The organism is Burkholderia cepacia GG4, from assembly GCF_000292915.1.
GTDB classification, from domain to species: Bacteria; Pseudomonadota; Gammaproteobacteria; order Burkholderiales; family Burkholderiaceae; genus Burkholderia; species Burkholderia cepacia_D.
Map to the genome: position 1 here is coordinate 1,835,961 of NC_018513.1, position 12,573 is coordinate 1,848,533.

Annotated in this window: 17 protein-coding genes; 10 read left to right on the top strand and 7 right to left on the bottom strand. The window is 65.1% G+C overall.

All coding sequences use genetic code 11. The features are described from left to right. Positions 1-52: 52 nt before the first annotated feature. Positions 53-670, bottom strand: a complete 618-nt coding sequence (locus GEM_RS08405) for an AAA family ATPase (RefSeq protein WP_014896982.1) — start codon at positions 668-670, stop codon at positions 53-55. Then, on the bottom strand, positions 667-813 hold the full coding sequence (gene cydX / locus GEM_RS29700; RefSeq protein ID WP_014896983.1) for a cytochrome bd-I oxidase subunit CydX: 147 nt from the start codon (positions 811-813) through the stop codon (positions 667-669). The genes GEM_RS08405 and cydX overlap by 4 nt, the downstream gene beginning before the upstream one ends. Positions 814-992: 179 nt before the next feature. Here cydX and corA point away from each other — a divergent pair, with 179 nt between their 5' ends. Next, positions 993-1,970: a magnesium/cobalt transporter CorA gene (gene corA, locus GEM_RS08415; RefSeq protein WP_014896984.1), complete on the top strand. Its 978-nt coding sequence runs from the start codon at positions 993-995 to the stop codon at positions 1,968-1,970. 10 nt (positions 1,971-1,980) lie between these two features. Here corA and GEM_RS08420 read toward each other — a convergent pair whose 3' ends face one another. Together GEM_RS08420 and GEM_RS08425 are read right to left on the bottom strand one after the other, a co-directional pair. Further along, positions 1,981-2,268 carry a YciI-like protein gene (locus GEM_RS08420; protein ID WP_014896985.1) on the bottom strand — a complete coding sequence of 96 codons (288 nt, stop codon included), beginning with the start codon at positions 2,266-2,268 and terminating at the stop codon, positions 1,981-1,983. Between the two features lie 524 nt (positions 2,269-2,792). Further along, entirely contained in the window at positions 2,793-3,281 is a 489-nt protein-coding gene (locus tag GEM_RS08425) for an adenosine-specific kinase (RefSeq protein ID WP_014896986.1), read from the bottom strand. A 142-nt stretch (positions 3,282-3,423) separates the two neighbouring features. Between GEM_RS08425 and GEM_RS08430 the strand changes: the two genes are divergently transcribed. Together GEM_RS08430 and GEM_RS08435 are read left to right on the top strand one after the other, a co-directional pair. Next, positions 3,424-4,410: a cysteine synthase A gene (locus tag GEM_RS08430; RefSeq protein ID WP_014896987.1), complete on the top strand. Its 987-nt coding sequence runs from the start codon at positions 3,424-3,426 to the stop codon at positions 4,408-4,410. 101 nt (positions 4,411-4,511) lie between these two features. Further along, positions 4,512-5,000, top strand: a complete 489-nt coding sequence (locus tag GEM_RS08435) for an aminoacyl-tRNA deacylase (protein ID WP_014896988.1) — start codon at positions 4,512-4,514, stop codon at positions 4,998-5,000. 315 nt (positions 5,001-5,315) lie between these two features. On the opposite strand, the gene GEM_RS08440 is transcribed toward GEM_RS08435, so the two are convergent. Next, positions 5,316-5,897: a GNAT family N-acetyltransferase gene (locus tag GEM_RS08440; protein WP_014896989.1), complete on the bottom strand. Its 582-nt coding sequence runs from the start codon at positions 5,895-5,897 to the stop codon at positions 5,316-5,318. A 701-nt stretch (positions 5,898-6,598) separates the two neighbouring features. Here GEM_RS08440 and GEM_RS08445 point away from each other — a divergent pair. Further along, a complete protein-coding gene (locus GEM_RS08445) occupies positions 6,599-7,306 on the top strand; it encodes an SDR family NAD(P)-dependent oxidoreductase (RefSeq protein ID WP_014896990.1) in 708 nt (235 codons plus the stop codon). Between the two features lie 107 nt (positions 7,307-7,413). On the opposite strand, the gene GEM_RS08450 is transcribed toward GEM_RS08445, so the two are convergent. Next, positions 7,414-8,346, bottom strand: coding sequence for a LysR family transcriptional regulator (locus tag GEM_RS08450; protein ID WP_014896991.1), 933 nt, complete (start codon positions 8,344-8,346; stop codon positions 7,414-7,416). Positions 8,347-8,722: 376 nt separating this feature from the next. Here GEM_RS08450 and GEM_RS08455 point away from each other — a divergent pair, with 376 nt between their 5' ends. The 6 genes from GEM_RS08455 to GEM_RS08480 all read left to right on the top strand — a co-directional run bounded on the left by GEM_RS08455 (position 8,723) and on the right by GEM_RS08480 (position 11,954). After that, on the top strand, positions 8,723-9,187 hold the full coding sequence (locus GEM_RS08455; protein WP_014896992.1) for a RidA family protein: 465 nt from the start codon (positions 8,723-8,725) through the stop codon (positions 9,185-9,187). 273 nt (positions 9,188-9,460) lie between these two features. Beyond that, entirely contained in the window at positions 9,461-9,880 is a 420-nt protein-coding gene (locus tag GEM_RS08460) for an organic hydroperoxide resistance protein (RefSeq protein WP_014896993.1), read from the top strand. Positions 9,881-9,946: 66 nt separating this feature from the next. Then, entirely contained in the window at positions 9,947-10,273 is a 327-nt protein-coding gene (locus GEM_RS08465; protein WP_014896994.1) for a DUF4148 domain-containing protein, read from the top strand. Between the two features lie 59 nt (positions 10,274-10,332). After that, the gene (locus GEM_RS08470; RefSeq protein ID WP_014896995.1) at positions 10,333-10,659 is read left to right on the top strand and encodes a DUF4148 domain-containing protein; all 327 of its coding nucleotides are present in this window, start codon (positions 10,333-10,335) and stop codon (positions 10,657-10,659) included. A 74-nt stretch (positions 10,660-10,733) separates the two neighbouring features. Further along, positions 10,734-11,063: a DUF4148 domain-containing protein gene (locus GEM_RS08475; protein ID WP_041490487.1), complete on the top strand. Its 330-nt coding sequence runs from the start codon at positions 10,734-10,736 to the stop codon at positions 11,061-11,063. 141 nt (positions 11,064-11,204) lie between these two features. After that, positions 11,205-11,954, top strand: coding sequence for a GNAT family N-acetyltransferase (locus GEM_RS08480; protein ID WP_014896997.1), 750 nt, complete (start codon positions 11,205-11,207; stop codon positions 11,952-11,954). Between the two features lie 104 nt (positions 11,955-12,058). Here GEM_RS08480 and GEM_RS08485 read toward each other — a convergent pair whose 3' ends face one another. Further along, positions 12,059-12,514 (bottom strand): MarR family winged helix-turn-helix transcriptional regulator, encoded by a 456-nt coding sequence (locus tag GEM_RS08485; protein ID WP_014896998.1) that lies wholly within the window; start codon positions 12,512-12,514, stop codon positions 12,059-12,061. Positions 12,515-12,573: the final 59 nt, after the last annotated feature.

Genomic DNA, 12,573 nt, shown 5'->3' on the forward strand with positions numbered 1-12,573 from the left:
CGCTTCCGGCGTTGTTTTTTGCGGGGGAGAAAACGGTACCGGTGGGTGCCGGTCAGGCCGGCAGCGGCGGGACGATCGTGGCCGCAGGCGAGGGCGGCACGATGCGGTAGAGCAGCGCGTCGACGTCCGCATCGGACGGCGCGGTGTTGTCGAACATCACGATGCCGTCGCATTCGTGTCCGGTCGGCACGAAGCGGCGTTGCCGGTATTCGTCCCAGTGCGCGAGCTTGTATGCGTCGTTCGGATTTCCGCGCGCGACGATCCGCTGGTGCGCGACGTCTTCCGCCGTATGAACCCAGACGACCGTCAGCGCGACGTCCGGCGCGATGCCGAGCCATGCGCGGTCGAGGATGCGCCGGTCACGGACTTCGCGCGACAGCGGGCCGACCACGAGTGCGCCGATGCCGAGCGCGAGATTCTCGCGGGCCGTGTCGAGCAGCCCCTGGTATTCGGGATCGCGCAGATGCTTCAGGTAGAGCGGGCTGTCACGGTCGTTCGGATCCGAGGTGAGGGCGCCCATCGCGGCCGAGCTGTAGCGGCCGTACAGCGTGTCCTTGTCGAGCAGGCAGAAGGCTTCACCGGTCGCGCGCATCAGCGGCCCGATCAGCCGCTTCGCAAGCGTGGTCTTGCCGGTGCCGGCATGACCGCAGAAGAACACCAGGTGCGTCACGAATAGCGGCTCCCCGAACCCGTGCGCGACGTGTCGACACGCTTGTCGTCGCGCGAGAACACTTCTGCCTCCAGCCACATCGCGTTGATGATGCCGAAGCCGAGCGCCACGCCGATGCCGAGTATCCACGAGAAATACCACATGGGCCTGTCTCCTTTACGGTTGGGCCGCACGGACGTGCCGTGCGTCTGTCGAAGTGATGCCGTGCGCGTGCTGCGGCGCAGGTAGTTCGATCATGACCAATATCGTCGCGCCGCGCAAGCCGGACCGCCCGCGCGGCAAACCGGTAAACTGACGTGAAAACGGCAACATCACGGACAACATGCTGATCAACTGTGCTGCATACCAGGACGGCCGCAAGCTGGCCGACATCGACATCGACGCCATCAGCGACTACGTGTCGAAGCCCGAGTGTTTCGTGTGGGTCGCGCTGAAGGATCCGACGCCGGACGAGATTGACCTGATGGGCGAGGAGTTCGGGCTGCACGAACTCGCGCTCGAGGATGCCCGCAAGGGTCATCAGCGCCCGAAGATCGAGGAGTACGGCGATTCGCTGTTCGCGGTGCTGCACATGGTCGAGCTCGACGACGACGACGAACTCAAGGTCGGCGAGCTGAACGTGTTCGTCGGCCCGAATTACGTGCTGTCGATCCGCAACCATACCGAGCAGGACTTCCGCGATGTGCGCAAGCGCTGCGAGCGCGAGCCGCACCTGCTGCAGGAAGGTTCGGCGTTCGTGTTCTATGCGTTGATGGATCAGGTCGTCGACCGCTATTTCCCGATCCTCGAAACGCTCGGCAACGAGCTCGAGGCACTCGAGGACCGCATCTTCACGAAGGCCACGCCGGCGTCGTCGCGCGCGATCATCGAGGATCTCTATTCGCTGAAGCGCCGGCTCGTGCTGCTGCACCAGCATACGGCGCCGCTGATCGAGCCGCTCGCGAAGCTCACCGGCGGGCGCATCCCGCAGCTCTGCAGCGGGATGGAGCATTACTTCCGCGATGTGTACGATCATCTGCAGCGGATCGTGAAGACGATCGAAGGGCGGCGGGAGATGGTCGTGACCGCGATCCAGGTGAACCTCGGGATGATCTCGCTCGCGGAGAACGAGGTCACCAAGCGGCTCGGTTCGTTCGCCGCACTGTTCGCGATACCGACGATGATCGCCGGCATCTACGGGATGAACTTCGCGAACATGCCCGAGCTGCACCTCAAGTACGGCTTCTACGGCTGCATCGCGGTGATGCTCGCGGCCGATCTCGGGCTGTGGTGGCGCTTCAAGCGGGCGGGGTGGCTGTAGCCGCGCGCGGCTAGCGCGGCGCGTGCGTGCCGACCACGACGCGCCACGGCCGCACGCGCCACGATTTGACGAGGCCGTTCTGCACGTACGGATCGGCGCGCGCGAACGATTCGGCGGCTTCCGGCGAGTCGCCTTCGAACACGAGCACGGCCTGGTCGGCCGGATCCTGCAATGCGCCGGCGAGTACGAGTTCGCCGCGTTCGGTTGCCGCCTGCGCGAGTGAGAGGTGCTCGGCGCGGAACGGTTCGCGCCGGGACAGGTAATCGTCGACGAGTTCGTAGATCAGCTGGTAATGCATACGTTGCTCCGGGAAGAGTCGACGGCCGCGGCCGATGCGTCGGTGCGACCGTCGGTCTGCAGCGGCCAGTAGCGGCCAGTATAGGACAGCCGGACGGCAGCGGCGCGACGCAGACGGAAGCGTATTTTTGTTCCTTTAAATGCAACTAACGGTCTAGTTTTCCTCCGCCCTGAAATCCCGGCCGCGTTCGTGCCTTTGATGCAGCAGAGTCTGCAGGACAGGGCCCGGGCAGAAGAGACGCGATTGCGCCATTGCCGCGCGGTCTTATGCAGCGGCTCTCGAATTCGCCCGAGAAAGCGCGGCGAAAGTCGTTCGCGGGAACCCGGTCGCCATTGGCGCAGGGATGCGCGTGCAAACCACTACCGACCCGGCGCGCGCACGTTGCCGGATGCGCGGTCCGATCCGTCGCTGACGCGGGCGCGCCGCACCCGGCGGCAAGTCACGGTCAGCCCGCCGCGTTTCACGCATGAACCGGCGGCAGCCGGAGGGCGGCATGCGTCTGGCGCCGGACCGGCGGCCGGCGTCTACGCCTTATATCCGATCGTGCGCAGCAGATCCTTGCGCCAGCGCACGTCGTCGTCGTTCTCGATGCCGAGCGGCGGAAAGCCGTCGACGACGCCGACGATTCCGCGTCCTTGCGCGGTTTCCGCGACGATCACGTCGGTCGGGTTCGCGGTCGCGCAATAGATCCGGCAGACCTCCGGCACGGCCTTGATCGCATTGAGCACGTTGACCGGATAGAAGCCATCGCCGAGGAACACGATGAAGGCGTGACCGGCGCCGATCGCGCTGGCGTTGCGGCACGCGAGTTCGACGAGCTCCGCATCGGTGCCGGAACGGCGCACGAGCCGCTTGCCAGATGCCTCGCAGAACGCGAGCCCGAAACGGATGCCAGGCACGGCGCCGACCAGCGTCTCGTGGATGTCCTCGACGGACTTGATGAAATGCGACTGGCCGAGAATGAAATTCACGGCCTCGGGCTTGTCGACGGCGACGGTTTGCAATTGCAGCATGGCGGACCTCGTCTGGCGATGCGGCGCGGGCGCCGCAATGGGCTCTCCAAGCTTAGTACGCGGCAGCCGGCGCCGAAAGCCGCGGCCGCGTCCTATCCTTCGTTGTGTATGGCGCGCGAGCGCGAATGCAAAGGGGGCGGGCATGGACGTGAGACAAGGCTTCGTCGACTGCGTGGGACGCACACCGCTGATCCGGCTGGCGAAGCTCAGCGCGGAAACGGGCTGCGAGATCCTGGGCAAGGCGGAGTTCATGAATCCGGGCGGATCCGTGAAGGATCGCGCGGCGCTCTACATCATCCGCGACGCCGAGCAGCGCGGCGCGCTGAAGCCGGGCGGCACCGTCGTCGAGGGCACGGCGGGCAACACGGGCATCGGTCTTGCGCATATCTGCGCCGCGCGCGGCTATCGCTGCGTGATCGTGATTCCCGACACGCAATCGCCGGACAAGATGGCGATCCTGCGCACGCTCGGCGCCGACGTGCGCCCGGTGCCGGCGGCGCCGTACCGCGACCCGAACAACTATCAGAAGATTGCCGGGCGGCTTGCGGACGAACTCGACAACGCGGTATGGGCCAACCAGTTTGACAACGTCGTCAACCGGCAGGCGCACTACGAGACGACCGGGCCGGAAATCTGGCGCGACACGGCGGGCACGGTCGATGCGTTCGTCTGCGCGACCGGCACGGGCGGCACGCTCGCGGGCGTGAGCCGCTACCTGAAGGAGCAGAATCCGGAGGTCCGGATCGTGCTGGCCGATCCCCACGGCAGCGGGCTCTACGGTTACGTGAAGACGGGCGACCTCGGCGCCGAAGGCAACTCGATCACCGAAGGCATCGGCTCGACGCGTGTCACCGCGAATCTCGCCGGCGCGCCGATCGACGACGCCGTGCGGATCGATGATCCGCTGTGCGTGAAGATGGTCTACCGGCTGCTGCGCGAGGAGGGGTTGTACGTCGGCGGATCGAGCGGCATCAACGTCGCGGCGGCGGTCTGGCTGGCCCGCCGGATGGGCCCGGGGCACACGATCGTGACCTTGCTGTGCGATCGCGGCGACATCTATCGAGCGCGGCTTTTCAACCGCGAATGGCTGCGCGAAAAGGGGTTGGAACCGGAGTTGGAGCCCGAATGAGGAAGGGGCGAAGCGGCGATTTCCATCGGGCCGAATGCGACCTATGCTGAACGAATCCGGAGCGAACTTCATTCGCCCGATTTGCCCAGACGAGGTGTGCCATGCCTATGTCAGCCACCCTGCAGGATTGCCTGCGTCAGAAGTCATCGCGGTACGAAGTCGTGTACCACCCGTATAGCCATACCAGCATGGAGACGGCCGCCGCCGCGCATATCCCCGGCGATCGCCTCGCGAAAACCGTGCTGCTCGAGGACGACGAAGGCTACGTCGCCGCCGTGCTGCCGACGTCGCACGCGGTGCGTCTGTCGGACTTGTGGGTCAAGACCGGCCGCCATCTCGTGCTCGCCAGGGAAATCGAACTGCGCGAACTGTTCAAGGATTGCGACATGGGCGCGTTGCCGCCGGTGTGCATGGCGTACGGGATGAAGACCTTCCTCGAGGACCATCTCGCGCAGCAGCCGGAAGTGTATTTCGAGGCCGGCGACCACGAAGCGCTGATCCACATGATGCAGGACGAATTCCTGTCGCTGATGGAGACGGCCGAGCGCGCGCATTTCTCGCACAAGATGCAGGGGATGTGGGTGTCCTGATGCGTGTGGTTCGCGGTGGAGCGAAAGAACGGCGCCTGGTGGGCGCCGTGGGGCGTGTTGCGTTGTCGAGGCCCGGGTGTGATGGGATATGGGAGCTGTGACGGACCGGTAAGGTGAGATTCTGGCGGTGTCTGGTCAAGGCTTCAGGCGTGTTTTCCGGTGAATTTGTGATTTGACATAATCTAAGTTATCGAACATTTCGATTCGATTGTGGCGGCTAGATTGAAATGTCCGCTTTTCGACCCATCGTAAGCTGACCAACCGCTGGTAATCCAGCAATCTGGCACATCACGCCTTGAGCCTGCTGCGCGAGCGCTACGCCGATTCCAGATCGAGCCGCAGATCCGTCACGAACGCAGCCCCAGGCTCGCGTGACAGCATGAATCCGAGCGATCGCGCCAGGCCGATCATCGCGTCGTTTTCGCTCAACGTCGTGCCGACCAGCCGCTTCATGCCAGACCGTTCGGCAAGATCGATCAGGCTCGACAGCAGCACGCGGCCGAGCCCTTGCCGGTGCCACGCATCGTCGATGACGATCGCACATTCGACGACATCGGTTTCGCCGTCGTTCATCGCATAACGAGCGACGCCGATCAGCCGCTCGCAGCCGCCAGACCAGATCGTCGCGATCACTGCACCTTCCCGCCGGCGGTCGATGCGGGTCCAGCGGATCAATTCATCCTCGGTCGGCTTGCGCGCCGACATCAACCGCATGTAGCAGCTTCGGCTCGACAGCCGGTCGACCAGGTCGCGTTCGATCTCGAGATCGCCGTCCTCGATCGCGCGCAGGAGCACTGGTGTTCCGCCCCTCGCCTCCCATATTCGCCGGATGCTGAGGGCCGGCGCGTCCGGCCCGGTTTCACAGCACGAAGCTTGATCGATCTCGATCGTATCCATCGTTGACTCCGCCATTTTCTCGCCGCGCCCGGCTTGCATCCGGATTCCATTTGTTACGGAAAGCGATGCCGTTTCCCGCCCGGTCAGGCGGACTATCGGACTATCGGGCGGTCGCGGCCGGATCGCCGCGTGCCCTTCCGAATGGCTTCAATTATCGGCAGCCGCGCCCGCCCGATAAATGCATGAGGCGCGACCTCAGAGTTAGCCGCCCGGAAACAATGGGTCGACGAGGCGCGGATGCGCGCCATGCGTCGTTGTTCGCACCGACAGGGTCAGGTTCGTTTCTGAAACGGCGAGTTTGGATTTTAAATAATGCTATTGTGATAAGAAAAGTTATCCGAATAGGCGCTGAATATTGCAGAAGTGCCCGGCGCGAAGGAACAAATCAGCGAGCCTCGCTCGCAGCAATCCGCGGCCCAAACACCCGATTTCACGACGATTCGACATTCGGCGCGCGGTATCCCGCGCGATTGCCGCCGGATAAGTGACCACGTCGAACCCGCGCGCTCCGGCACCGCCGCCACGCCCATCGACGCGACTCCGCCGTCCCCGCTGTTCCCCGCATTTGTTCCTGCGGCGCAAGACTGTTGGTCCACGGTGGGTGTTCGAACTCCGGCGCGACGCGCCTAGAGTCTGGTCCATCGGATCCATCGATCCGGTCGGCACTGAAGCCGAAAACCAGTCACCTGTCGAGGCATATCATGAGCACGTCCAAAGTCATCATCGTCACCGGCGCATCGCAAGGCATCGGCGCGGAAACAGTCAACGCATTCCGCGCCCACGGCCATCGGGTGGTCGCAACGTCCCGTTCGATCGGGCCGTCGGACGACCCCGATCTCGTCACCGTCGCGGGCGACATCGGCGACCCGGCCGTCGCGCGGCGCGTGGTCGACACCGCACTCGAGCGCTTCGGCCGGGTCGACACGCTCGTCAACAACGCGGGCATCTTCATTGCGAAGCCGTTCACGCAATACACGGCGGACGACTACGCGGCAATCACCCGCGTCAACCTGGACGGCTTCTTCCACGTCACGCAGCGCGCGATCGCGGCGATGCAGCGGCACGGCGGCGGGCATGTGGTCAGCATCACGACGAGTCTCGTCGATCACGCGAACAGCAACGTGCCGTCGGTGCTGGCGTCGCTGACGAAAGGCGGACTGAATGCCGCGACGAAGTCGCTCGCGATCGAGTACGCGAAGGCCGGCATCCGTGTGAACGCCGTGTCGCCCGGCATCATCAATTCGCCGATGCATGCGCCCGACACGCACGCGACGCTCGCAGCGCTGCACCCGGTCGGCCGCATGGGCGAGATGAGCGACATCGTCGGTGCGATCCTGTATCTCGATTCGGCGCCGTTCGTCACCGGTGAGATCCTGCACGTGGATGGCGGCCAGAGCGCCGGACACTGAGCGGCGACGATGCGGGCATGCGCCGGTGTGGCTGGCGCGATGCGGCCGGGTCCCGGCGCAGCCGTGGTGTTCGCGCCCCGCGCCGTTGCCGGCACGGGTGGATATGGCTAGCGAGCCCGCTTGCCGGGCGCCTGCTCCAGATGTTCGACGAGAAAGTCGACGAATACGCGCACGCGCGACGACAGATAGCGTGCATGCGGATACAGCAGCATGAAGGGCCGCGACCGGCCGCCCTGGCCGGACAGCACCTGCACAAGCGTCCCGTCGCGCAGATCCCGTTCGACGATGAAGCGATAGGTCTGGAACAGGCCCGCGCCGCTGCGCGCGAGCGTGACGCCGGCGAGGACGTCGCCCGACGTGCCGTAGCCACCGGTCGTCGCGACGTCGATTTCCACCGATCCGTCGTTGAACAGCCACGGAATCGGCCGGCCGCTGCTCGGGAGCTCGAACTGGATACATTCGTGCGCGTGCAGATCGTCGATGGCGCGCGGTACGCCTGCGCGCTTCAGGTAGCCGGGCGTCGCAACGACGACGAGTTCGGCGTCCTCGAGCTTGCGCGCGACCAGGCTCGAATCCGCCGGCGCGCGGCCGCGGATCGCCAGGTCGAAACCCTCCTCGGCGAAGTCGATGTTGCGATTGCTCAGGTGTGTTTCGACGCGTACGTCCGGATATTGCTCGCGAAATGCGGGCAGCAGCGGCAGCACGCGATAGTGTCCGTACGGCGTCGGCATGCTGATGCGCAACACGCCCGCCGGGGTCGCCTGCTGGCCCGTCGCTTCGCGCTCCGCGTCGACGAGCTGCGACAGCGCATCACGGCATTGCTCGAAGTAGCGCCGCCCGGAATCGGTCAGGCGGATCTGCCGCGTCGTGCGTACGAACAGGCGTACGCCGAGACGCTCCTCGAGCCGCGCGACCGACCGGCTGACCGCGGCCGGCGTGACGCTCGCCGCGGCTGCCGCGAGCGTGAAGCTGCCGAGTTCGGCCGCCAGGCAGAACAGCTCGATGCTGCCGAGCAGCAGATCGTCGAATTTTCTTTGCATGGGCCCGCTCCTGCTGTCTCCGGTGCTTGGCGCGATCTCAAGTCGGTGAGTCCACCGAGCGCTTGCGATTGGGCATCGGGCTTCCCGTCTGCCGGCGCCCGTTGCTTGCGTCGCGGGAGTCGAAGCAGCGAGTGTGCATGAATCCCGGGCGCGAAACCAGCGCACCGACGCGCGCGGCAGGCGGCGCCGGACGACCCTCCGGCACGCGTTCGCGCCGCTTCGTGCCGCGCGCGATTCGTTACATCGCGTGTCGAATCAATTGCGCGAACGATATTTACCGGCATCGACCGCATCACTAGAGTGACTGACAGAGGCCCTGGCGAGCGAAGCTTCCGCGCGGCGGCCGCCCAATCAAACTTCCCCGAAGGAGCACGCAATGACGATCGAACAGAAGCTGGCCGAACTCGGCTTCACGCTACCCGAACCGCCGCAACCGCTTGGCAGCTATACGGCCGTCAGCGAAGCCGGCAACCTGTTGTTCGTTTCCGGACAACTGCCGCTCGTCGACGGCAAGGTCTTCTATACGGGCCGTGTCGGCGAACAGCTGAGCGTCGATGACGGGCGTCACGCGGCGCAGCTCGCCGCGCTGAACGTGCTCGCGCAGATCAGAAGGCACCTGGGCGGGTTCGACCGCCTGCATCACATCGTGCGAGTCGAGGGACACGTCGCATCGGCCGACGGCTTCTACGGTCAGCCGGCCGTGATCGACGGTGCGTCCGACCTGTTTGCCGCGGTGCTCGGCGACAAGGCGGGACACGCGCGCTCGGCCTTTTCCCAGCACCAGTTGCCGGCCGACGCGGCCGTGATCCTGGTCGTGATCGCTGAAATCCGCCCGGCATAACCGGGTTGTCGCCCCCGAGGCAGCAGCGAGTCCACGGGGCGTCTGCCCTGCCCGCCGTGAAATTTCCCGCCTGCTTCGTCTTTTGAATATAAGGGAGTGATCGCCAGAAAGCCTTGCTCCACAAGGCCGTACACGATCCAGATACATTGAAATACAAAATGTCGCATGCGATTTAATCGAATCCGCTTGACGCGATGGATCGCCTCGACCAAACTGCATCGCATGCGATCGAATCGCATCAGAGGAAAACCTTCAAACCTGACGGAGTGAATGATGAGCAAGATCGAAAAAGTGCTGTACACGGGCAAGACGCACACGACTTCCGGCGGCCGCGACGGCGCGGCGCGCAGTTCCGACGGCCGCCTCGACATCCAGCTGTCGTCGCCGGGCAGCGCCGGCACCGGCACCAATCCGGAACAGCTGTTCGCGGCCGGCTGGTCGGCCTGCTTCATCGGCGCGATGCAGCTTGCGGCGCGCGCGGCAAAGGTGACGCTGCCGGCCGACCTCGCAGTCGATGCCGAAGTCGACCTCGGCATGGGCGGCAATGCGTACTTCCTGCAGGCCCGCCTGAACGTGAGCGCGCCAGGGTTCGATCGTGACGTCGTGCAGCAGATCGTCGATACCGCGCATCAGACTTGCCCGTATTCGAAGGCGACGCGCGGCAACATCGATGTCGAGATCCGCATCGTCTGAACATTGCATTGGGCGGCCAGCTGCCGCCCTCCCGACTGTCCTGCCATCTTCTTGTCGAGGTGAATGATGAAAACCCGATTGATCGCCGCCGTTCTCGTTGCCGTGTCCGCTGCCGTTGCCGCGCCGGCCTTCGCCAGTGAAGCCGTCGTGACCCGTGCGCAAGTGCGCGCCGAGCTCGTGCAGCTTGAAAAGACCGGCTATGCGCTGAACCGCGCAAGCGACGCGACCTACCCGGACAACCTGCAGGCCGCGTTGACGCAGATCCAGGCCGACGATGCGGTGGCCAACTCGCCGTCGACGGCCGGCTACGGCGGCGACGCCAGTGCGTCGACGCAAGCGGGCCGACGCGCGGTCGTGCGCGTGGCCGAGCGGTCGATCTACTTCGGTCATTGAGCGCGGCCTGCACCGGCCTGAACCCCACATTTTTCCAACTGATTCTGTCGAGGTGAATGATGAAAACCCAATTGATCGCTGCCGTTCTCGTTGCCGTGTCCGCTGCCGTTGCCGCGCCCGCGTTTGCCAGTGAAGCCACCGTGACCCGTGCGCAAGTACGTGCCGAACTCGTGCAGCTGCAGCAAGCCGGCTATGTGCCGGGCCGCGCGAACGATCCGCACTATCCGGACAACCTCCAGGCCGCGCTGACGCGTATTCACGCGAACGACACCGTGGCGGCCGATACGGCGACGTCCGGTTATGGCAGCGATGCCGCGGCCGTCGCGCAATCGGGCAGCCGCCCTGCGACGCGCGTCGCCGAGCGCTCGATCTACTTCGGCCATTGAACGAAACCGCGATCGGCGCCGGTTGCCGGCGTGCGACGCTCACACTCCGCATACTCCTTTTTCCATCGAGGTAAATGATGAAGACCCAATTGATTGCAGCCCTGCTCGTCGCCGTGTCGGCTTCCGCTGCCGTGCCGGCATTCGCCGCCGAAAGTACCGTGACGCGTGCGCAGGTGCGTGCGGAGCTGGCCGCGCTCCAGAAGGCCGGCTATCTGCCGAGCCGCCCGAACGATCCGAACTATCCGGACAACCTGCAGGCGGCGCTGAGACAGATTCGCGACAACGATGCGGTCGCAGCCGATACGCAAGCATCCGGTTACGGCAGCAACGCCGACAGCGCAACGCAGTCCGGCCGCCGCAGCGCGATTCGCACGGCCGAGCGTTCGATCTATTTCGGGCATTGAGCGTTGCGACGAAATCGAAGGTTCCGCCCGTTAAATAAAGCGCATGCGATGTAATCGCATGCGCTTTTTGTTTGCATGCAACCTGCGCTGGCGATCGCGTCTATGCTGTGCGGCGGACAGCCTTCATTCAAGGAGCAGGCAATGCGGGAAGCAACGACGGAGCATGAAGAAGGCGGACGACATCCGCTCGACAACGCCGTGTGGAATGCGCTGGCCGGCCAGCAGCATCGGTTTGCGCTCGGCGACGCGCGTGCGCAGCGGTTTGCGCCGGCGGTCGCGCCGTTCGCCGGCCTGGCGGACCGCAGCCCGGCCTCCTTCGACGCGTTGCGCGGCCTGATCGACGCGCACGGGCCGGCGGCACTGGTCACGCCGGACGAGATTCCGACGCCGGCCGGCCTTGCCGTGGTCCGGCGCGCGACGCTGCATCAGATGATCTGGCAGGGAACGCTCGACGACGCGCCTGCGAATGCGTTCGAGCATGTCCCGCTGACCGAGGCCGACGTGCCGGAGATGCTTGCACTGACGGCGGCGACGGAGCCGGGCCCGTTCGGCCCGCGCACGGTCGAATTCGGCGGCTATATCGGCGTACGCCGGCAAGGCCGGCTCGCGGCGATGGCCGGTCAGCGCATGCGGGTCGAGGGTCATGCGGAGATCAGCGCGGTCTGCGTGGATGCTGCATTCCGACGCCAAGGCCTCGCCGCGGGACTGATACGGACGCTGATCGCGACAATCCGCGCGCGGAGGGAAACACCGTTCCTGCACGTTCTTGCGTCGAATCACGTCGCGATCGAGCGCTATCTGGCGCTCGGCTTCGTCAAGCGTCGCGACATGCATTTGCTGGTGCTGGGGAGCGCGGTGACCCGGACGGGCCAGTCGGAGAGCCAGCCGTAACGGGCCGGTCGCAGCAGTGCGTCGGCCCTGTCGGCCGGAAATGCGCGGAAATGAAGGAAGCGGCCGACGGTAATTGCTTCGCCGGCCGGACATCGAACCGGCGTCTATTCGTCGATCGAATCGATCAGGTTGCCGCGCAGCGTGACGATCGCCTTCTGCATCTTCGCGAATTCATCGGGTTTCAACCCGGTAGCTTCGACCAGGTTCATGTCGAGCCCTTTCTCGCGCACGCGGCGACCGCTTTTCGTCAGGCTCACGAGCACCTGGCGCTCGTCCGACGGATCGCGGTGCCGCTCGAGATAACCCATCGCCTCGAGCTTCTTCAGGATCGGCGTCAGCGTGTTCGATTCGAGGAACAGCTTTTCCCCGAGCTGCCCGACCGTCTGGTTGCCCTCCTCCCACAGCGCAATGATCGTGATGTATTGCGTGTACGTGAGGCCGAGCTCTTCGAGGATCGGCTTGTACGCCTTGCCGAACGCGAGGTTCGTCGAGTAGATCGCAAAACACAGGAACTCGGAAAGTTTCGGTGCGGCGGGCGATTGTGCTTCGGTCGGTTTCATGAACGTCCTCCTTCGACACCGGATCGGGTCGCAGATGAACGCATTATATATCGCATGCG